This is a genomic window from Latilactobacillus fuchuensis (genome assembly GCF_900258455.1).
Taxonomy (GTDB): domain Bacteria; phylum Bacillota; class Bacilli; order Lactobacillales; family Lactobacillaceae; genus Latilactobacillus; species Latilactobacillus fuchuensis.
Genome location: NZ_LT984417.1, coordinates 1119314 through 1138731, shown reverse-complemented (window position 1 = coordinate 1138731; position 19418 = coordinate 1119314). Strand labels below are relative to the sequence as shown.

Annotated in this window: 22 protein-coding genes; 11 read left to right on the top strand and 11 right to left on the bottom strand. The window is 40.3% G+C overall.

Features of this window, described 5'->3' with window-relative positions; genetic code table 11:
• Positions 1-6 precede the first annotated feature (6 nt).
• From mvaD to fni, 3 genes are read left to right on the top strand one after another with little or no spacing between them, the layout of a single operon-like run.
• Positions 7-984, top strand: coding sequence for a diphosphomevalonate decarboxylase (gene mvaD, locus LFUMFP_RS05380; RefSeq protein ID WP_025082555.1), 978 nt, complete (start codon positions 7-9; stop codon positions 982-984).
• 56 nt (positions 985-1040) lie between these two features.
• Complete coding sequence (locus LFUMFP_RS05375; RefSeq protein ID WP_025082554.1) at positions 1041-2111, top strand: phosphomevalonate kinase; 1071 nt, start codon at positions 1041-1043, stop codon at positions 2109-2111.
• 11 nt (positions 2112-2122) lie between these two features.
• A complete protein-coding gene (gene fni / locus LFUMFP_RS05370) occupies positions 2123-3172 on the top strand; it encodes a type 2 isopentenyl-diphosphate Delta-isomerase (protein ID WP_025082553.1) in 1050 nt (349 codons plus the stop codon).
• 58 nt (positions 3173-3230) lie between these two features.
• Here fni and LFUMFP_RS05365 read toward each other — a convergent pair whose 3' ends face one another.
• The 3 genes from LFUMFP_RS05365 to LFUMFP_RS05355 all read right to left on the bottom strand — a co-directional run bounded on the left by LFUMFP_RS05365 (position 3231) and on the right by LFUMFP_RS05355 (position 5419).
• On the bottom strand, positions 3231-4193 hold the full coding sequence (locus LFUMFP_RS05365) for an ABC transporter permease (protein WP_025082552.1): 963 nt from the start codon (positions 4191-4193) through the stop codon (positions 3231-3233).
• An 18-nt stretch (positions 4194-4211) separates the two neighbouring features.
• Positions 4212-4994: a class I SAM-dependent methyltransferase gene (locus LFUMFP_RS05360; protein WP_106483212.1), complete on the bottom strand. Its 783-nt coding sequence runs from the start codon at positions 4992-4994 to the stop codon at positions 4212-4214.
• Between the two features lie 77 nt (positions 4995-5071).
• Positions 5072-5419 carry a metal-sulfur cluster assembly factor gene (locus LFUMFP_RS05355; RefSeq protein WP_025082550.1) on the bottom strand — a complete coding sequence of 116 codons (348 nt, stop codon included), beginning with the start codon at positions 5417-5419 and terminating at the stop codon, positions 5072-5074.
• Positions 5420-5554: 135 nt separating this feature from the next.
• On the opposite strand from LFUMFP_RS05355, the gene LFUMFP_RS05350 reads away from it, so the two are divergent.
• On the top strand, positions 5555-6361 hold the full coding sequence (locus LFUMFP_RS05350) for a Cof-type HAD-IIB family hydrolase (protein WP_025082549.1): 807 nt from the start codon (positions 5555-5557) through the stop codon (positions 6359-6361).
• 160 nt (positions 6362-6521) lie between these two features.
• Positions 6522-6713, top strand: a complete 192-nt coding sequence (locus tag LFUMFP_RS05345; RefSeq protein ID WP_106483211.1) for a hypothetical protein — start codon at positions 6522-6524, stop codon at positions 6711-6713.
• Positions 6714-6750: 37 nt separating this feature from the next.
• On the opposite strand, the gene LFUMFP_RS09820 is transcribed toward LFUMFP_RS05345, so the two are convergent.
• Positions 6751-6924, bottom strand: a complete 174-nt coding sequence (locus LFUMFP_RS09820) for a hypothetical protein (RefSeq protein ID WP_158697726.1) — start codon at positions 6922-6924, stop codon at positions 6751-6753.
• Between the two features lie 73 nt (positions 6925-6997).
• Between LFUMFP_RS09820 and LFUMFP_RS05340 the strand changes: the two genes are divergently transcribed.
• Positions 6998-7882 (top strand): helix-turn-helix domain-containing protein, encoded by an 885-nt coding sequence (locus tag LFUMFP_RS05340; RefSeq protein WP_106483210.1) that lies wholly within the window; start codon positions 6998-7000, stop codon positions 7880-7882.
• Here LFUMFP_RS05340 and LFUMFP_RS05335 read toward each other — a convergent pair.
• Both LFUMFP_RS05335 and LFUMFP_RS05330 read right to left on the bottom strand, forming a co-directional pair.
• A complete protein-coding gene (locus LFUMFP_RS05335) occupies positions 7871-8788 on the bottom strand; it encodes a zinc-binding dehydrogenase (RefSeq protein ID WP_106483209.1) in 918 nt (305 codons plus the stop codon). The two genes, LFUMFP_RS05340 and LFUMFP_RS05335, sit on opposite strands and share 12 nt — an antisense overlap.
• Positions 8789-8897: 109 nt before the next feature.
• On the bottom strand, positions 8898-9248 hold the full coding sequence (locus LFUMFP_RS05330; protein WP_106483208.1) for a winged helix-turn-helix transcriptional regulator: 351 nt from the start codon (positions 9246-9248) through the stop codon (positions 8898-8900).
• Positions 9249-9417: 169 nt separating this feature from the next.
• On the opposite strand from LFUMFP_RS05330, the gene LFUMFP_RS05325 reads away from it, so the two are divergent.
• Positions 9418-10443 (top strand): zinc-binding alcohol dehydrogenase family protein, encoded by a 1026-nt coding sequence (locus LFUMFP_RS05325; protein WP_106483594.1) that lies wholly within the window; start codon positions 9418-9420, stop codon positions 10441-10443.
• 125 nt (positions 10444-10568) lie between these two features.
• The gene (locus LFUMFP_RS05320) at positions 10569-11555 is read left to right on the top strand and encodes an FUSC family protein (RefSeq protein ID WP_025084011.1); all 987 of its coding nucleotides are present in this window, start codon (positions 10569-10571) and stop codon (positions 11553-11555) included.
• Between the two features lie 110 nt (positions 11556-11665).
• Here the strand turns inward: LFUMFP_RS05320 and LFUMFP_RS05315 are convergent, their stop codons facing one another.
• Positions 11666-11956 carry a hypothetical protein gene (locus LFUMFP_RS05315; RefSeq protein WP_025084012.1) on the bottom strand — a complete coding sequence of 97 codons (291 nt, stop codon included), beginning with the start codon at positions 11954-11956 and terminating at the stop codon, positions 11666-11668.
• A 638-nt stretch (positions 11957-12594) separates the two neighbouring features.
• Positions 12595-13170 (bottom strand): TetR/AcrR family transcriptional regulator, encoded by a 576-nt coding sequence (locus tag LFUMFP_RS05310; RefSeq protein ID WP_025084013.1) that lies wholly within the window; start codon positions 13168-13170, stop codon positions 12595-12597.
• Positions 13171-13270: 100 nt separating this feature from the next.
• On the opposite strand from LFUMFP_RS05310, the gene LFUMFP_RS05305 reads away from it, so the two are divergent.
• Positions 13271-13555 carry a YciI family protein gene (locus LFUMFP_RS05305; protein WP_106483207.1) on the top strand — a complete coding sequence of 95 codons (285 nt, stop codon included), beginning with the start codon at positions 13271-13273 and terminating at the stop codon, positions 13553-13555.
• Positions 13556-13831: 276 nt separating this feature from the next.
• On the opposite strand, the gene LFUMFP_RS05300 is transcribed toward LFUMFP_RS05305, so the two are convergent.
• Entirely contained in the window at positions 13832-14023 is a 192-nt protein-coding gene (locus LFUMFP_RS05300) for a 2-hydroxymuconate tautomerase (RefSeq protein ID WP_025084036.1), read from the bottom strand.
• Positions 14024-14155: 132 nt separating this feature from the next.
• On the opposite strand from LFUMFP_RS05300, the gene LFUMFP_RS05295 reads away from it, so the two are divergent.
• On the top strand, positions 14156-15592 hold the full coding sequence (locus tag LFUMFP_RS05295) for a C69 family dipeptidase (RefSeq protein WP_106483206.1): 1437 nt from the start codon (positions 14156-14158) through the stop codon (positions 15590-15592).
• 622 nt (positions 15593-16214) lie between these two features.
• On the opposite strand, the gene LFUMFP_RS05285 is transcribed toward LFUMFP_RS05295, so the two are convergent.
• Together LFUMFP_RS05285 and LFUMFP_RS05280 are read right to left on the bottom strand one after the other, a co-directional pair.
• Positions 16215-16835 carry an ABC transporter ATP-binding protein gene (locus tag LFUMFP_RS05285; protein WP_025083306.1) on the bottom strand — a complete coding sequence of 207 codons (621 nt, stop codon included), beginning with the start codon at positions 16833-16835 and terminating at the stop codon, positions 16215-16217.
• Positions 16823-18835 carry a bacteriocin-associated integral membrane family protein gene (locus tag LFUMFP_RS05280; protein WP_025083305.1) on the bottom strand — a complete coding sequence of 671 codons (2013 nt, stop codon included), beginning with the start codon at positions 18833-18835 and terminating at the stop codon, positions 16823-16825. The genes LFUMFP_RS05285 and LFUMFP_RS05280 overlap by 13 nt, the downstream gene beginning before the upstream one ends.
• Before the next feature lie 257 nt (positions 18836-19092).
• Here LFUMFP_RS05280 and LFUMFP_RS05275 point away from each other — a divergent pair, with 257 nt between their 5' ends.
• On the top strand, positions 19093-19344 hold the full coding sequence (locus LFUMFP_RS05275; protein ID WP_106483204.1) for a hypothetical protein: 252 nt from the start codon (positions 19093-19095) through the stop codon (positions 19342-19344).
• The last annotated feature ends 74 nt before the right edge of the window (positions 19345-19418 follow it).

Sequence of the window (19418 nt, the reverse complement as noted above, 5' to 3'; positions counted from 1 at the left end):
ACACTTATGGGGCAATCAGCCACTGCCAGAGCACATACAAACATTGCGTTAATTAAATATTGGGGTAAACAAAATCCGGAACTAATTATTCCATACAACAGCAGTCTTTCGATGACCCTCGACCATTTCTATACGGATACAACGGTCACTTTCTCTACTGAATTGACAGCGGATCAAATCCTGTTCAATCAAGCACCCGCAGATGCGGCCACCAACATTAAGATGAGCCAGTTTCTCGATTTAATTCGCCAACAAGCCCATTTCGACTTACACGCGCGGATTGAAACCATCAATCACGTCCCGAATGCGGCCGGCTTAGCGTCTTCTGCTTCCGGTTACGCCGCACTAGCCGCGGCCGCTAGCAAAGCGGCTGGTCTTGATTTAGATCGGCGTACACTTTCCCGACTCGCTCGTCGCGGTTCTGGTTCAGCGACTCGTTCAATTTACGGCGGCTTTGTCGAATGGCAACGTGGCACCAACGATACCGATTCTTTTGCCGTCCCTTTACAAGAAACGGTTGATTGGGACATTCAAATGATCGCGATTGTCTTAAATGACCGTGAAAAAGCCGTTGCCAGTCGCGCTGGGATGGCCAACGTCGTTGCAACCTCACCCTACTACCCTAGTTGGGTCCAGACCGCTGAAGCCGCGATGCCGAAAATGCGGGCCGCAATCATTAAGAAAGATATAAATTTAGTCGGTCAATTGGCCGAACAAAGCGCGATGCAAATGCACGCAACAACCCTAAGCGCGACACCGCCTTTCACTTATTTTGAACCAGAAACCCTCCAAGCGATTCAAGTCGTACAGCAGTTGCGCCAACAGGGTATTTCTTGCTATTATACTATGGACGCTGGTCCCAACGTAAAAGTGATTTGTACCAGCCAAGAAACCCCCCAGATTCTAACAGCGCTCGGACGTTATTTTAAACCCGAACAGCTCTTAGTTGCTAAACCTGGGCCGGGAATTACAGTTCAACAATGACACACAGCAACACTTAAAATGACTATTAAAGATGATATGTGAAAGGTTCTGATGGTTTGATAACGGCTAAAGCACCCGGAAAACTCTACATTGCCGGCGAATACGCGGTAGTAGAAACAGGTTTTCCGGCTATTATTGTGGCGCTCAATCAATTTGTAACAGTTTCAATTGAAGAGAGTCATGAATATGGCAGTATTGTTTCGAAACAATACCAAGAAAATTCTTTATTTTGGCAACGACAAGGCGACGAAATGGTTTTTGATAATCGGGATAATCCCTTCCATTACATTTTGTCAGCGATTAAATTAACGGAACAATATGCGCGCCAAGTTGGTAAAACACTGAGTGTCTACCACTTACGGGTCAACAGCGATTTAGATTCCGAAGACGGTAAAAAATACGGTTTAGGCAGTTCGGCTGCCGTCACCGTCGCCACTGTTAAAGCGCTCTGCGCGTTCTATGATTTACAATTAAGCAACGACGAACTCTATAAGCTCGCTTCCATCGCCCATTTAGACGTTCAGGGCAATGGTTCTTTAGGCGATATTGCCGCTAGCGTCTATGGCGGTTGGGTCGCTTACCGATCTTTCGATAAACAATGGTTGGCTCAAGTTCGATCAACCACGACGTTAAAAGAGTTGTTAAAAATGCCTTGGCCAGCACTTTCAATCGAATTATTAACGCCACCGGCAGAATTATCGCTCCTGATTGGTTGGACAGGTTCGCCGGCTTCAACCTCGCATTTAGTCGATAAAATTGCCTTGGCTAAAATTGAAAAACAAGCCGCCTATCAAACCTTCTTAAACGATAGTAAAGCTTGTTTAGACGAAATGATTACTGGTTTCCGCCAACAAGATTTAACGAAAATCCAAACTGAATTACGCCATAACCGGGTTTTGTTACAACAGTTAGCTAATTTCAGCCACGTGGCCATTGAAACTCGGATTCTTCAAAAAATGGGGAAACTCGCCGAAGAAATCGGTGGCGCAGCGAAAACATCTGGCGCTGGTGGCGGTGATTGCGGGATTGTGATTATCGATCGCGCCATCGAGACCGCGCCCCTTTTCCAAAAATGGCACGACAATCAAATTGAACGATTGAACCTCGCCGTTCATCTCGTTGACTAGGAGTTTAAACAATGGTTAGACCTAAACAATCCATCCAATCACACCGGAAAGATGAACACGTCTTTTTGGCTGAAAAATTTCATGAAGAAATGCGTCAAAATGATTTCGACGGTTTGCGTTTTATTCACCAAAGCTTACCAGAAATTGCGATTGCCGACGTCGATATTAGTACGCAGTTTGGTCCCAATCACTGGGACAGCCCCTTCTACATCAACGGGATGACCGGTGGCAGCCAACAAACTAAGAAAATTAACGCCCAGCTCGCCCAAGTTGCCCAGATTACTGGTTTACCGATGGCGACTGGTTCGCAATCCGTTGCGGTTAAAGATCCCAGTCTAGTCGATACGTTTACCATTATTCGTGAGTACAATCCGGAAGGTTTTGTCCTCGGTAATATTGGTGCTGGCAATGATTTAGCCGTGGCCCAACAAGCCGTCGCGATGACCAACGCCAATGCGTTAGAAATCCACGTCAATACGACCCAAGAAATCGTCATGCCCGAAGGTGATCGCCAATTCTACTGGCTCGATCAAATTGCTGAGATTGTCGACCAACTGACGGTCCCCGTCATCGTCAAAGAAGTCGGCTTTGGGATGAGCGCTGAAACGATGGCGCAACTCCAATCCATCGGGGTCCAAGCGATTGATATTTCCGGCCGTGGCGGCACCAACTTCGTCACGATTGAAAATGAACGCCGTCACGATAAAGCCTACGACTATCTCGAAGGCTGGGGCCAATCAACCGTTGAATCACTCTTTGAATCGCAAGGCTTTCAAAACGACCTGACGATTCTCGCTTCTGGCGGTATTCGTAATCCGTTAGACGTGATTAAAGCGTTACGCCTCGGTGCGACGGCCGTCGGGGTTTCCGGTCAATTCTTACACATGATTCTAAAAGATGGCCCCACGGTGACAGCTGAAAAGCTTTTAGCATGGCAAGCCCAAATTCAAGCGATTATGGCCATGCTCGGGGTACACAACCTGACCGAACTCAAACAAGCCCCACTAATCGTATCACCCGAATTACGCCACTATCTAAATGAACGCCATTTAACGTTATAAACCATCAAAAAAGCCAATACTTAATTCTCGATTGAGAATTAAGTATTGGCTTTTTAAGTTATTGACTGGTCAAACGCCGCATCCGACTATAGAAATAACCGATTGCGATTAAATCAATCACCATCAGTCCTCCGAAAATAACGGTTTGCTGGGTCAAATAAAAGAACCAAGCGCCAATCGAAAAACCAACCAGCGTGCTAACCAATAAATGTGCGGCAAATAATTGGGTTTGGCCACTTCGATAGCGCCGGTACAAGGCTTGATCTAAGCCCTTTTGCGTTTGATAACCATTGACGATTTTGGCGAAGAGATGTGTGATGATCAACAATACTAAGACTAAGCCCAACAATCCTAGAATAACCGGACTATTACTCTTCAACCAATTTAAACCTAATAGCGGCGTACTCTTCGGCGTTAAATAACTGATCTTAGTTGTCTTGAAAATCTTCTGGTACGTTTTAAGATGAGTGCCAATCTCTTGATCATCGACTAAGACCGTGACCGCACTGAGCGGCCGATCATTAATCACGTATTTAGGTGACGCTGAAACGAAAACGTGTTGATCAAGCGAGGTCGCCTGATTCGTCCCGACAACGCCGATGACTGATAGATACTGTTTGTGATATTGATAGTAAGCTTGGCTCGTCGGTTGGTATAAATCGGCCGCCCGCGATTGGCCGACCACGACGACTGGTACACTCGATTTAAAATCATAACTCGAGAAGAAACGGCCGTCTTTAATCGGCACCGATGACACCTTGCCTTGCGCATAAATATATGAAAAACGTTGGTTAACGTTAAATTGAATTTGGAAATTGGTTAATTTAGCCTTCTCAATTGCTTGTAACGTTGTTTGAATTGTTTGATTCGTTTTCGGTTTAAAAATCACCGCTTTTTGCGATAAACTATTGTGGTTTAACCGCTGACTGTAGTTGGCCTTCGCCCGTTGACTGATGACTAACAAGCCTAACAAGGTGACCACTACTAATAATATATCGAGTGCGATTTTTTTATAACGCAAATCGATTCCTCCTCTATCCTAATTAATCCAATAAAACCGGTCGCGCATTAAATCAAACGGCCGTAGATACCGATTAATCTGTGAAATTCGTCGATCATTATGGTACTGAGCATTCTGCCAAAATTCGGTACTATTCGTGGCCCCAAAACGTTCCCCTAGACATAGCAAAACCGGTCGTACTGGCATTTGCCGGAGTTGTTCTAAGATCACATTATCAATTGGCACCCCATTCGGCGACCATGACATCAAAACCGCATCGACTGACGAACCGTATTGCGCAATCGCTTGTTGCGCATCTAAGGCCTCAACGGTGGTCACCAATTGACGGCCTGTATCGTTTTCAGCCGTCCACGCTAAACTATCCGTACAGACCACTTCAGCGCCAGCAGCGCGCAATCCCGCGCTAATATAGCCATTACCGGCCATAATCTCTAGAAACCGCCAATTCGGTAACTGTTGGACCATCGTTTGGGTTAAATCTTGTGTCACATAGGCCCACATTCCAAATTGATTTTGAATGTATTGCCGAAAATTACGTAACAAATGATCTGTTTGGCGAATTCGAACCAATAACTGGTCTTCAGTCACCGTTGGCCAAACCCCCTGTGTCGCTTGCAATAGTAGCTCTAAATATAACGCTTCATCAATCCCGAGGACCGGCAAATTATGCAGCGGTAGTTGACGCTGTTTTAAATGTCGTAAACTGACTTGAATCGCGTCAATCTGGTTTTGAATCGCTGGCACCGTTTGAAACCAAACTTGGCTTTGTTGCAGTTGTTGTTCATAGGTTAAATTTTGCATAAGTTGTTCCTATCCTGATTAAACTGACCTCAATTAGAAAAAACCTCCTCCAAAAAGAGCAGGTTTACTTAAGTCGATTAACGAATGCCTAACGCAATTCGGGCATACCGTGACATTTTGCTGGTATCCCAAGCTGGATACCAAACAAGATTAACACTGACTTCTTTCACTTCGGGGACATCTGCCAAAGCCTTATGGATCGAATCCGTTAAAACGTCGGTTAAAGGACAACCCATCGTCGTTAACGTCATATCAATGGTACAAAGGCCGTTCTCATCTAAGTTCAACCCGTAAATTAAGCCTAAATTAACAATATCAATTCCCAGTTCCGGATCAATCACGGTTTCGAGCGCCGTTAAAATCCGGTCTTTCAGTTCTTCAACGGCGGTATCCGTCTGTGCATTATCGATTGGTTCATTAGCCATTAATTCTGCCTCCTACAATCACTCTATGAGCTTTATTATACTGGTTAGCGCCCGTAGATACAACTTAGTTTGATTGACAGATGTTCAATTAAACCCTAGAATAATAAGCTATAGACATTTTTTAAGGAGGGCCATATGCAACGCAAATTAATCGCACTGGACCTAGATGGCACCACATTAAATCAGGACGCACAATTAAGTCCTAAAACAACACAAACCTTAACCGAACTTCAATCTGCTGGTCACATTGTCAGTATCGTCACTGGCCGGCCCAACCGGTTAAGCCAAAACTTCTATCAACAATTAGGTCTCACCTCACCGATGATCAACTTTAACGGGGCGCTCGCTCACATTCCCGGTCAAAAATGGGCCGACGAATATCAATACACCGTCAATAAAGACATCGTGTTTGCACTCTTACAACTCAAAGACCAATTCAAAATTCAAATGGTCGCCGCTGAAGGTAAAACCATGTTTCTGGCTGATCAAGCTTATCCAAATACCTTTTCATTCTTCCCCGCCACGCTGAAACGTGATGAATTATTAACGCGTGATTCATTGCAACAAGACCCAACTGCGATCACGGTCTTTGTCGAACGCAGTGATCAAGCCGCCTTACGCCAAATGATCTTAGACCAATTTCCGCAAGTCGACGTCAACACTTGGGGTGGTCCCGCCAGTGTTTTAGAGATTGTCCACCATGGTATCCAAAAAGCCAAGGGCCTTGCCCATCTCGCTGATTATTATCAGATTGATCAACATGATATTTTGGCCTTCGGTGACGAAAGTAACGATTTAGAAATGCTTGACTATGCTGGCTTAGGGATTGCCATGCATAATGCGATTGCGCCGGTCAAAGCGATCGCCAACGATGTGACACCATTGACCAACGCACAAGATGGCGTTGCGAATTACTTGATTCAGTATTTTAATTTAGCTTAAACACAAACACTATAAAACACTCCTTATTTAATTAATAAGGAGTGTTTTATTTATTTGCGATTATGGATATTTAAAGTTGACAATCACTAACAGTGGCTCTATATTAAAGACAGCGCCATGGGAGCGCTTTATTAAAATGTTTGAACTGGAGGAATTTATCATGAACAACTTTATTAGTATTTTTATGCTCGCTGTCGGACTCTTTGAAATTTATGCCACTTATAGGGCTTTCAAAGAATTAAAAGTATCTGCCGACAAAAACATCTCACCATTCATGCCAATCGCATTATATTCGGGGATTTCGATTGGGGTCATCTTGGCGATTGTTGGTCTGTACACGCTCTTTATCTGATATTTTAAAAATAATCAATTCGGCGTGTGAGTCTCTATCACATGTCGAATTTCTTTTTCAGCACGAAGCTAACGATTAGAATCACTAGTATGATTAACAAACCTCTAATCAACCAGAGCCCCGCAAGACCCCCTAATACCAGAATACTCATTTGTTGGAGACTCGTTTTAAAAAACAGCATCAACCCTAAGATAATGATTAAAACAGGCATCATAGTCACCTACTTTCATTTTTGACATTAACATGGTACCGTTAGATTAAAATTGAGATGAGGCGTGATACAGATGGTAACTGAATCGGAACAGACAATGGCGGAATTACTCGGTCAGCGAATTACAACTGAACGCAAACAGCAACTTCTGTCGCAACAACAATTAGCGAGCGGTATTTGTGCGCAATCGATGATTAGTAGCCTTGAAAAAGGACGTTACATCCCAAATGCAGTCCTACTCGCCAAAATTTGTACCAAACTCCATATTTCTATGGATCGGATCATGCTAAGTCACTATCCCGAAGTCAATGCACTAGCGAGTTTCAACGTCACGATTAAAGCCCTGTGCGATCAACACGACTATGCGGGGATGCTGACCTATTTAGCAACAGATGGTTTAGTTAACCAATTATTCACTGATCAAGATTTACAAATCTATTATTATTATCGGGCTGTCGCGACCGAACAGGCCTTACATGCAACGCAAGATAGTTTGCGCGATTTACATCTGGCTTATCAATATACCCATCCAACGCAAAAAACATTGATGACCCCCACTGAAATTTTAATTCTAGCCAGCATCGCTTTTCTTGAAACCAAACCGACGCAACCAGTGGCGACAATCGAAAGTGGTTGGACCCATTTTAAATTGGCGCTCACCGCGATTGAACAGCAACCAGTCACACAATATGATGAAAATCTAAACAGTCTCTATTACTTGTTCGCTTTGCGCTTACATCAAGCACATGCTGATTCAAAAGCGATTACCACGATTGACCAAGGTGTCGAATGGATTACGAATCATCATTCACATTACATGCTAGTCGACCTCTTTTTCCTATTGGCACAACTCTATACAGCCAATCAACAGTCTCCTGAAGCACAACGCGCGCTGAACCAGAGTCAAACCCTGAGCACGATTTTTAAAACAATCCCTTATCGCGATTTAGAACGCTAATAGCATTCGTCCACGTGCATGCCCATTTTTAGCAGCTAAATGGGCTTTTTTGACGTCTTCAAACGGATAAACAGTTTGAATCTGCGCCTGAATCTGACCAGTCGCTAATAAAGCCAACAATTGGTGATACCCACTAATCCCGATTGAACCATGACTAAACTTAAAGCTTTGGTTCGGTTTCGGCGGATTAAAGTTGGTCAAGGATAACGAAAAAATCGTTAGCTGCTCATAAACGGTCGTAATCGTTTGGAGTAATTCTGGGCGTCCAACCGCATCAATGACTTTATTAGGCACGACTGTTCGGGTCAATTGGGCCGCTAAATCCGCTTGGTAATTCAAGACAACATCCGCCCCTAGCGATTGAACAAAGACACGATTATCTGGATTGGCCAACGCAATCACCGTCGCACCCGCTAATTTTAACAGTTGAATCAGATACGTCCCGACACCACCCGATGCACCGGTCACTAGTACGACATCAGTTGAATTAGCCTTAATCGAATTAACTGCGTGCAAGGCGGCGTCCGCCCCACCAATTAAAGTCACTGCATCTTTTAAGGCCACTTTTGGCGGAACCTCAAAAAGTAAGGGTGGCAGTTGCGCATTAATCACGGTTTGCGCCGAGCCCGTCGGTTGGACCCCAATTACTGCTTTACCCACTAACTGATGATCGCGTAACAAGCCAGTTGATTCGACGATTCCGCCGAATCCGTAGCCAATCACCATCGGCAACTTAACCGGTCGAATCGTCTTTAACAGACCATATTCAGTCAGCCAATCGTACGGCAAAACTGGGATGTATTTGGTGTTAACTTTGACGGATAACGGCGTCAAGTGGCTTTCAGCAATTGTCTCAATTTGAAGCCCATCAACCCCACTAAAATCGGTTTGAATAATCTGTTGCATCACGCTCAACTCCTGATTAATATTTTGAACCACTTAACCATACAAAATAACCAACCAAAAGAATAATCAGAGTTCTGATAATTAGCCAAATAAAGACTCAACCTTAATTTCAGATTGAGTCTTTATTTGCGTTCACTTGCTTTGTATAATCATTGCCCCACCGTTCCATTGCCGTAATTACTGGCAATAATGTTTGACCAAACGGTGTCATACGATACTCAGTCTTAACCGGAACCACGGGGTAGATGCGTTTGTTAATAATCCCATCCTGTTCTAATTCAGCCAACTGTCTCGCCAACATTCGCTTTGACACATATGGCAATTTAGATTGAAGTTCAGAAAAACGGAGCACGTTATTTTGGAAAATATGGTATAAAATCACACTTTTCCACTTTCCAGCGATGAATTGTAAGGTATTTTGAACAGGACAGCCTAAATCACAATCATATAGTTTCGTCATATAAACCTCCGTTGTCTAGAACCAGTTAATTATTATCATCATACCACCATCTCTAATCTGATTATAGGTGCATTAAATTGCACCTAGTGTCTTTAAATTCACGTCTTAACAATGTGCTAAAAACAGTTAAGATAAGATTATATTAGGAGGCATCAAAATGACTACAAAAATGAAAGCAGTTGGTTTCTATCAACATTTACCAATTAACAATCGGGACAGTTTCGAAGATCTACTACTGACAATTCCTGAACCTCAAGCGCATGATTTACTCATTAAGGTGACTGGTGTTTCAGTTAATCCAGTTGATACTTTTGTTCGTCAAAATGGCCGTCATAATCGCTTGGTACATCCCAAAGTAATCGGTTGGGATGCCGTTGGACTTGTGATAGCTGTTGGCAGTCAAAGTACGCTCTTTCAAACAGGTGACCGTATTTGGTATGCCGGTGATTTTAAGCGTTCTGGTAGTGATGCACAATTTCAAGTTGTTAATGAACGCTTGGTGGGCCACGCGCCCAGTCAACTAACAGATAAGCAGGCTGCTGCAGTGCCACTGGTTGGTTTAACAGCTTATGAATCACTTTTTGAAAAATTACAGATTAGTTGGTCCATTGCTAATAATCGTCACAAAACAATTTTAATTATCAATGGTGCCGGTGGTGTTGGTTCAATTGCTGTTCAATTAGCAAAACTAGCAGGATTAACCGTGATTGCAACAGCTTCAAAACCAACCTCAATCGACTGGGTTCAAAAATTAGGTGCAGATTTCAATGTCAATCATCATCAGGATCTAGTCTCTCAAGTTCAATCATTAGGTTTTAAAGAGGTTGATTACATTCTAAATCTAAACAATCTTGATGCTCATTGGCATGAAATTGCCACACTCATTAAACCTGATGGCCAAATCACTGCGACTACCGAAAATCATCGATTGATTGATTTACAACAGCTTACTAAAAAACGAGCCACCTTCAGTTGGGAATGGATGTACAGTAAATCTTACTACCAAACGACTGATATGATTAGTCAACATACGATTTTAGACCATATTAGTCAACTGTACAATCAACAAAAGTTAGCACCCATTGCAACTGAAACATACTCACCTATCAATGCTGAAACAATGCGTAAGGCCCATACCGATGTTGAATCCGGGCGAATGGTTGGTAAAGTCACTCTAGTTGGCTGGGATGATTAAATAGAAATCTGATTATCTTTAAACTACTTTTGAAACATTCTATTCACCACCATTCTTAAAAGCCCTTGACCTACCCCCTATTTTTATGTTAGGCTGTTAAAATTTGATTTTTTAGGAGTCTATCTATGTTTAATTGTTCACGTCGTTCTGTTCACACTTTTTTGGGAATGCTTTCAATGGCCATTCCACTGATATTAGGTCAACTATTTCACAATAATTGGTTGTCTGTCATGGCTTGTTTTGGCGCTTTACTACTCATGAATTACGTTCCCGCCAATCAAGAAAAAACCATCGACCAAATTATTTTAATCGATCTACTGGCGCTGACTTCATTTTTAATCAGCATCATCCTTGCCGCAATCCCTTGGGTGGGTCTCGTTTGGATTGGCGTTTTAGCGTTTACCGTCCAATACCTAATGGCCATCAACCATTATGTCGGACCCGGTGGCTTTTTTCTACTGATGATTAATGGCATGTTGACCAGTTTATCAGCATTACCATTCAAACAACGGTTCATGTTAGTCGTTTTCGCGTTAATCGGCACATTGATCTCAGCACTGTTAATTCTATTTGAAAATCACCGCTATGAAAAATATCCGATTAATCCAACCAACATTCGCTGGTTCGCGCACAATCGCCAAGTCACAATTAAAGCGTTAAACTATGCTTCGTTTGCCTTCATCGCCTACTATTGTGGCTATAATTTACACTTACCCAATTATTATTGGGTGTTAGTCGCGGCAATCACTGTTCTCCAATCAGAAAATGTGGCAACGGCGAAACAACGACAACAACACTATGTATTGGCGGCGATTATCGGTTGCACAGCCTCCCTAGCCATCTATTTAACCATCGACTCCGTTTTGATTCTATCGGTTCTGGCCGTTATTTTAATGGGCTTAATCTGCTTTACAATGCCGAAAAGTTATTTATTGGGAAATTTCTTTACAACACCAATTGCCCTCATTCTATTTAAATTACTTAAACCAGAATCCGGGCTAGTCCTCATTCGTTCACGAATTCTGTCAATCTTACTAGGCACTTTAATTGGTGTGATTGGTATTATGCTTTACGAATATCAAACCAAACAAATTGATCCTGAGAGTATTTAATATATTCATACCTAAAAGACAGGGTATCCCTTTAATTCGGGATACCCTGTCTTTTAGGTTTAGTCGCTAATTAATGAATTTTAAGGACTTCATTAGAAATATGTGCCCTATTAATAATGATTTACCCCTTCGCGATACAGGTGATTGCCATCATACTGTTCGCCGTTAACCGTAAAAGTGTTATCCTCATTAATCTTAATCTCACTGCCAATCCAGTAATACCCCGGTGTCAGTTGAGTAGCACCAAACCCATTGTGGATTCCCTGTCGTAAACTAGTCACTTCATTTTGATTAAATGTACTCCGGACATACTTAGTGATGCCATTTTGATAATTAATCGCGATAAACAAATTTGGTAAGAGATTGACCTCACTAATTGCTGGTACAACACGTGTTTTCATCATAATCCCACCTTTACTAATGATATGATTACATTATCCAACGTCATCGTAGCACATTGTAAACGTTTTTGCGAACAAATTAAACAAAACCGTCAAACCATTATTTGGCCTCACGGTTTTATTGACTAATCATCAAATATAGCAGATTACTACTTATTTCTTAAACGTAGAATTCTTGTATCATATTCAGCCATTAAGAACTTCTCACAATACTCAGCCTAACTTGAGCAATCTAGATAACGCTGATTTTTCCAATCGTCAAGTTCTTTCAACTTATGCAAGGCTTCAGACACCATGTCCGATTGGCATCATCGTGTATTAATTTCTTTTTATCCGTCCCAGCATGCTAATTATTAGTATTTAATAGTTTTCAATAAACATCAAAAAGTTATATATATCAAGGCTTTAAAGAAATATATGTTTCATTAGTTATAGCAATTTTCAGATAAAGTATAGCTAAAAAAATTAAATGCTTGCGCGGGGTGGTGGCTGTTAATCTTATTGATTAGAGTTTTTTGTTTCCAAATAAAAAGCCGCCATATAACGATGTAACGTCAAGCATCCTACTTGATTTAATTTACAAAAAAAGGTCGCCTTAATTTATATTATTCTTATCAAGCTTCTAAAGTTCATCTGTTCTATTGTATATAATAATCAAGCATATCTTCAATCATGATTGATCCTTGAATTAACATATCAAAATTCCCCTCTGAGAAACACCAAGTTGCCATTATCCCCCTAACCAAACTCTCTAATGCATCAAAAATCAGTTGAGTAGACTGTTTATGTTCGGCAAGTTCAATTAACTTGTGTAGCTCATTTGAAAATACACGCTTTGAAAAATGAGCATTATTTTTCTCCATACTTTCTTTCAAATTAAATGTATACGCTAAAGTAGTGATTTCAAGTCCCATCTTTTCAGCGAATTGTAGTTCCAAAATTAAAAAATAACTTAATTGTTGTTTAACAGTCATATCTTCATTATTTAATTTTTCAAATTTACTTTCCATGTAAAAATTCAAATTTTGATAATAACTTTCTTTAACAATGCTTTCCTTGGAATCGTAGTATATATAAAATGTTCCTTTTGCGACTCCAGTAATTTTGCAGATATCACTAATCGTGGTATGACTATAACCATTTTTATTAAATAATTGAACGGCCGTATTAAAAATTCTCTTTTGTGTTACTTTTGCTTTTTCTTGGCGTTTCATTTGGTCCTCCTAATTATTTATTGACAAGAACAGTTTAACATACTATATTGATTATGACTCAGTTCACTGACCGTAGTCATAAAAAGAAAGAAGGATTGAAATGTTCATATTTAATTTAACATATCAAAAATCTTTAGATGAAGTTAATACCGCTTTACCTGCTCACAACAATTACTTAGAAAAATACTACAAATTAGGAAACTTCATCTGTTCAGGTCGGAAAAACCCACGAAACGGTGGTATTATTCTTGCTAAATTTGATTCTCTAGAGGATGCACAAACAGCTATAAAAGATGATCCATTTTATCAAAATGACATTGCTGCATATGATATTACAGAATTTTGCCCAACAAAAAGTAATAATTCTTTTAAAAGTATTTTGTAAAAAAGAAATTTAAAAATCGTTACCAATGGATATATTATATCTACTTTTAAAGATTATAAAAGCAACGATATTTCTCCTTTCACTTGACGAATATTCTTCGTTGACGCGCGTCAGAACTCATCAAATTCCATTCAAATCAAAAAAGATAGTCGCTAACGTGCTTTTGAGTTACAACAACCTCCGCTTAACATAAAATTCCCCAATTATCTTAAAATCAAGATAACTGGGGAATTTTATGTTAATGCTCAGTTGCTACCCGCAACCCAACGCACTTACTTATTTAGCTTCGTCGCTCTTCAAAACGCCGCCGACTGAATAACGATCGGGTTGCATTTCATTTAAGACCACGTGAACGTGTTCTGCAGGCGCACCGGTATTCTTAGAGATTGCTTCGGTCACGTCGATGCATAATTGTTTCAATTGCGCTTGGCTCCGACCAGCAACTAGGTCAATGTGTACTAATGGCATGTGTCTGCCTCCTTTTACTGTGTTCCTTTTATTATGCCGTTTTTTATTGATTTGAGCAATGCTTATTACTGTGTTTTAGCGTAAAAGACGGTATAATTAGCAGTAATCTTGAATTTAATTGGAGGAATAATTATGAGCACCCCTCTTTATCGTCAATTAACGGCCTGTACTAGCGTACTTGTCGGCAAAAAAGCCACTGCGGATGGTTCAACAATGATCGCCCGCAACGAGGACAGCCAAGCTGCTTGGCCCAAACATTTAACAATTCATCCCCATCAAACCGTTCAACAAGCGCCCCACTTTGTTTCCAAAGACACGGGTTTTACCATTGATCTCCCACTCGAAAGCGCCAAATATACGGCAACGCCCGAATGGACTGATGAATTTGGTTTGTTTGAAGAAGACGGGATTAACGAATACGGCGTGGCGATGAGTGGCACCGAAAGTGCTTATAGTAACAGCCGCATTCTCGGGTTTGACCCTTACATTGACAACGGGATTGCCGAAGAAGCGATGATTACCGTCGTCTTACCGTATGTCAAAACCGCGCGTGAAGGCGTGCAACGACTCGGCGACATTGTTAGCCAGTACGGGACGACTGAAAGTAACGGCATTTTATTTTCCGACGTCGATGAAGTTTGGTATTTAGAAATCGGTAGCGGTCGCCATTGGGTAGCGCAACGGATTCCTGATGACAGTTACGCAGTTGTTGCCAACCAACTGGCGATTCAAGTCGTTGATTTCAACCAACCAGATCACTTTATGAGTTCCGAAGGCATTCAGGACTTCGCTGCCAATAATCATTTATGGCAACCAGGAACGCCGTTTAACTTCCGCGATATTTTTGGTACAAAAGATCAAAGTGATTTAATCTATAACACGCCACGGGTTTGGTATGGCCAACACTTGTTGACGCCTTCTGTTGAACAAACACCACAAGACTTTAACCTACCATTCTTACGGCAAGCCGATGCACCCATTCAAGTTGAGGATGTTGCTAAGATTCTCGGCTCACATTACGAAGGCACTGTTTATGATCCAATCGGCCATGGCACACCCCAGGAGAAACACGCTTTCCGACCCGTCAGTTTAGCTAAAACGCAAGAATCACATATCTTACAAATACGGCCTAACTTACCGGTTGATGTCAGCGGTTTGCACTGGTTAGCGATGGGCGTCACCGCACAAAGTGTCTACGTACCATTCTATGCCGGTGCCGATGACGTGCCCGTCAATTACCAAAAAGGCACCAAAGATTATTCAACCGACTCCATTTATTGGACGTACAAATTGGCCGGCATCTTAGTCGATGCGCACTATGCCAAATTCGCCAAAGATTTAGAACAAACTCAAAAACAGATTAACAGCTTAATGGTTCAAACGATTGTTAAAACCGATCAGGCCGTCGCTAACGTCACCGACGCAACCCAACGAACAGCCATACTAACTAAAGGTTCCGCGCAAGCCGCGGCGCTCGCACAACACGAGATGGAACGTCTAACCGCAAAATTAATTACGGATAGTGCCGGTTTGTCACCATTGAATTTTACAACAGATATTAATTTATAAAATAAAAAATCAGTCTAATCTATGATTAGGCTGATTTTTTTCTTGTATGATGCTTAATTCCGGTTCAACCTACTAGTTTGTAAAGCATATTAGTAGATTTACAAACTAGTATAACATTTCACAAAATTTAATAAAAAATATATTATAGAACCATATAAATATTATTATTTTAGTATTGATAGTGCTTTTTATAAATGTTATATTAATCACAAAGGAGATGTTCATATTATGGCTATATTTGGTATTATTTTCGTATTGATAGGTATCTGGCAATTAGCAATCACCTGGCGAACTTTTACTAAACTTAAAGTCGAAGGTAGTAAGCAGACTTCTCCCTTTATTATGTTATCCTTATCAAATAGTCTGCTATTTGCTGTTGTTTTCTTTACTGTGGGCGTCGGTTCCTTCTTTTATTGATGGCCCTGAACTGACTTCGAATCGACTTAATTAGCGCTACTTTAAGTTGTTTTGAAACAGCATAGTTACACTAATCTTATTTTTTTAAGGATAAGAACCAACTAGTAACGTACTTAGCTCATTTAATTAAACAAAATAATGCCCATTCCCAATGTATTTTACGACATCGAGAATGGGCTATTTCTATAGAATTATGCGCTCATTATCATATTGCCACGTGCTTTGTCGCATACGTGATAAACGCTAAGTTATGTGTCACCATGACGACCGCATGTTGTTCTGCTAAACTCCAATTTTTAAGGATTTCGACTAACTTTCTGGCATTTTCATCGTCTAAATTACCAGTTGGCTCGTCAGCAAAAATAAGCTCATTCCTTTTGACTAACGTTCGCAATAGCGCGACACGTTGCTGTTCCCCACCACTTAGTGTACTGACACGCTGTGAGATATCAACGTCTGGCATCCCAACTTTTGCCAATAAGTCGCGGATTTCTTGATCTGATAGAGACTTATTAAATTTAGCACCCATTAAGATATTTTGCTTAACCGTTAATTTCTCCAAAAGTAAATTATTCTGAAAAATAAACCCGATTTGATTACGCCAAATCTTTTGCATATTTTTTCCAATTAACTGACCATCTAAATAAACTTGACCGGAATCAGGCCGTGTCAAACCACTGATGACGTTTAAGAGCGTTGTCTTCCCAGACCCACTCCTACCCGTGATTACCACAAAATCATTAGCATGCACCTCAAAAGAAATTTGATTTAAAACTGATTTTCCATCAATCTTTTGACTAATCTTATCGACAATTAGTTCGACCATGGCTGATTCCTCCTCAATAGACGCATTAACAAGTACTCATAAAGCAACAAGCTGATCACGATTAAAAATATCGCTAACGCAAAATTCGCAATGTTAAAAGCGATTATTTGATACCCCACAGCAATTCCTAAAATAATCAATATTGGCCAAAATGCACTATCCACCAATAAAGCTATTTTTGGATACCCTAATACCCATTTAACCACTAAGCGTTTCTGATTTAGTTCAATAAAAAACGTGATTAACTCTTTGACGAGTAAACTATCAATAAGTATTAACAAAATCAGGTTCAATACGCCATTAAGTAAGGTCGCTTTTAACGTGGCTAGATACTGACTATGAGCTTGATAAACAGAAATCGAAGCATTCAGCGTATTACTAAGACCCATCTGTTTAATGGTTGGTAATAAACTGTCAAAAGCATGCGCACCGTCTTGTGTTTGATAGAAAAGGCCCCCATCCACTGTAATTAAGTTACCAAAAGTCTGTTGATCTACTAAATGTTGATTGAAGACAACTACTATTGGATCCACTATTTGATTCCCGCTATCTGGATTACCCAAGTCAACATTGTACGTAAAATAAGCTTGTTGATTTGCTGTATGAACAATTTTGAATTGTGGTACCCGTCGATATTGGATCCCCGCTTTTGCATCACTCGTGTAATTTTCAATAATTTTGGGATCGTACCGTTGATACTTTTCAGGAACCAGCAAGTATACAATATCACCATCAAACTGATGCTGATAAAAATGTGGATCGTTAATTTTAATTTTCTGACGTTTTAAATAATTGGTATCCGCCATCACCGAATTACCAAACGGATTGGTGATATAATCGACCAACGTTTCATTCGGCATTGTTCGCTGGCCAATATAGACGGGCAACTTAGTGGTTGCATCAATCTCCATCACTGAAAAATTATGAGCACTCATAATAAATGTGCGCTTTTTTCGACTAATTTGATGGTAATAAGCTTCGGCTTTTTTTATATACGCCTGTTCTTCAGACTGATTATCTCGGTTCAATTGATTCGTGACGTTCGTTTTATACAAATTTTTAGTTGCTTGCCACTGCTTCATCCCTCGACGCTCAGTCTGAACTTTATTTAACGACGTAACAATTGGATTGACCATCTGAAAAGAAAGTGCGATGAAGACACTAAAAACGAGCATTAAAATGAGCAACCAGCCTTTTTTAGTAGCTTGTTGCTGTTGTTCAAAACCGACAAAGTGATAATAGATTAAAAAGAGACTCGCTTGGAACATGACAACCAATAGTGTCAACAATCCGATTGCAAGCCACAATAGACCATAGAATTTTAGTGGTAAATTGAAGCCAGATACCCGCCCGACGATAACCCCTACAAAGCCACCCATTAATAAACTGATGATGAACCATTTATTCTGGTTAATTGAGACTTTTAGCGACTCAAGCCCCCCATAACCCAATGTTTTTTGAATTAAAATCATTTTTTTATTGTTTTGAATTAAGATGACAATCAAAATAACCAATAAGATGATTAAAAACAACCCTACAACGAGAGTCATAACGCTAAAATTAGTAATGTTAGCTTGATTCATCGGGCTAGCAGAGACTTGCCCAAACTGACTCAATTCATTCACTACTTTTTGGGCATTCCCTCGAATATAAAAAACCGTCCCGATTCCAATATTATTAATTGCTTTGAAGGGATACGTTTTAATCGCCATTTCACCACGTTGATTGCCCTTAAACTTCGCGGGATTATTCGTATAGATCATCAAACTTTTTTCAGATGTAAAGTTATACTGGGAAACCGTGATATTATTTTTCTTCAAATCTTCTACGGTTTTGATAAATTTTTGATAATCAAACCGATTGGCGTCATAAACCACATTTAACTGCGTCGTATTTTGGTAGAGATATTGTTCAGTCGCTTTCCCACTCATAAATTGCGTTAATAACAATGTTGCAATCAACAATACGAGTCCTGCCAAAATATTTTTAAGCCACTTCATAACGACCCCCACCTTCAATATTGCCAAAATATTGAGTTCAATTGATGTCAACAACTGAAAAATAGATTTAATTATAGCAAAAATATAACTCGTTTAAAATTAGATTGCAAGCGTTTTATTGCAGTGTTGTCCCGAATCAAACGGACAGATTATTTTCTAAAAGATAGACAGCGTTAAATCATCCTGATTAAACCCTAAATTTCACTATGGTATAATTTAACAATTGATTTATTTTATTAACCCGGAGGTCTTCACTGATGTTTAAAGGCTTATTCGATAACTTGACACCTGAATCATTTATTTCAGGACGCTGGTTATTAATCAGACGGACAATAATGATTGTTGTCGCCATTTTTAATGTTTTAGAGTTGTATGTTATTTTTGGTGTTTCGAGGTTTTTAAGTATTATGGCATTGTTTGCTGAAGTCACTTCCGCCCTTATTATCGTTTTACTTTTTCTTGCTAGTTTTTTTATTTATTTAATCGCGAAAATTTCAAGTTTAAGTTAGCCACTTTTAGTTACTATGTTTTAGGTCTTAGTATCTAGCTATCGAACTGAAATGAGTTGAACCCTGTTTGTTAA

Excerpts from the sequence above, each read along its gene's own strand:
- mvaD (WP_025082555.1), top strand. The coding sequence starts at position 7 with ATGGGGCAATCAGCCACTGCCAGAGCACATACAAACATTGCGTTAATT.
- fni (WP_025082553.1), top strand. The coding sequence starts at position 2,123 with ATGGTTAGACCTAAACAATCCATCCAATCACACCGGAAAGATGAACAC.
- LFUMFP_RS05360 (WP_106483212.1), bottom strand. The coding sequence starts at position 4,994 with ATGCAAAATTTAACCTATGAACAACAACTGCAACAAAGCCAAGTTTGG.
- LFUMFP_RS05355 (WP_025082550.1), bottom strand. The coding sequence starts at position 5,419 with ATGGCTAATGAACCAATCGATAATGCACAGACGGATACCGCCGTTGAA.
- LFUMFP_RS05350 (WP_025082549.1), top strand. The coding sequence starts at position 5,555 with ATGCAACGCAAATTAATCGCACTGGACCTAGATGGCACCACATTAAAT.
- LFUMFP_RS05345 (WP_106483211.1), top strand. The coding sequence starts at position 6,522 with ATGAACAACTTTATTAGTATTTTTATGCTCGCTGTCGGACTCTTTGAA.
- LFUMFP_RS09820 (WP_158697726.1), bottom strand. The coding sequence starts at position 6,924 with ATGCCTGTTTTAATCATTATCTTAGGGTTGATGCTGTTTTTTAAAACG.
- LFUMFP_RS05340 (WP_106483210.1), top strand. The coding sequence starts at position 6,998 with ATGGTAACTGAATCGGAACAGACAATGGCGGAATTACTCGGTCAGCGA.
- LFUMFP_RS05335 (WP_106483209.1), bottom strand. The coding sequence starts at position 8,788 with ATGCAACAGATTATTCAAACCGATTTTAGTGGGGTTGATGGGCTTCAA.
- LFUMFP_RS05330 (WP_106483208.1), bottom strand. The coding sequence starts at position 9,248 with ATGACGAAACTATATGATTGTGATTTAGGCTGTCCTGTTCAAAATACC.
- LFUMFP_RS05325 (WP_106483594.1), top strand. The coding sequence starts at position 9,418 with ATGAAAGCAGTTGGTTTCTATCAACATTTACCAATTAACAATCGGGAC.
- LFUMFP_RS05320 (WP_025084011.1), top strand. The coding sequence starts at position 10,569 with ATGTTTAATTGTTCACGTCGTTCTGTTCACACTTTTTTGGGAATGCTT.
- LFUMFP_RS05315 (WP_025084012.1), bottom strand. The coding sequence starts at position 11,956 with ATGAAAACACGTGTTGTACCAGCAATTAGTGAGGTCAATCTCTTACCA.
- LFUMFP_RS05310 (WP_025084013.1), bottom strand. The coding sequence starts at position 13,170 with ATGAAACGCCAAGAAAAAGCAAAAGTAACACAAAAGAGAATTTTTAAT.
- LFUMFP_RS05305 (WP_106483207.1), top strand. The coding sequence starts at position 13,271 with ATGTTCATATTTAATTTAACATATCAAAAATCTTTAGATGAAGTTAAT.
- LFUMFP_RS05300 (WP_025084036.1), bottom strand. The coding sequence starts at position 14,023 with ATGCCATTAGTACACATTGACCTAGTTGCTGGTCGGAGCCAAGCGCAA.
- LFUMFP_RS05295 (WP_106483206.1), top strand. The coding sequence starts at position 14,156 with ATGAGCACCCCTCTTTATCGTCAATTAACGGCCTGTACTAGCGTACTT.
- LFUMFP_RS05285 (WP_025083306.1), bottom strand. The coding sequence starts at position 16,835 with ATGGTCGAACTAATTGTCGATAAGATTAGTCAAAAGATTGATGGAAAA.
- LFUMFP_RS05280 (WP_025083305.1), bottom strand. The coding sequence starts at position 18,835 with ATGAAGTGGCTTAAAAATATTTTGGCAGGACTCGTATTGTTGATTGCA.
- LFUMFP_RS05275 (WP_106483204.1), top strand. The coding sequence starts at position 19,093 with ATGTTTAAAGGCTTATTCGATAACTTGACACCTGAATCATTTATTTCA.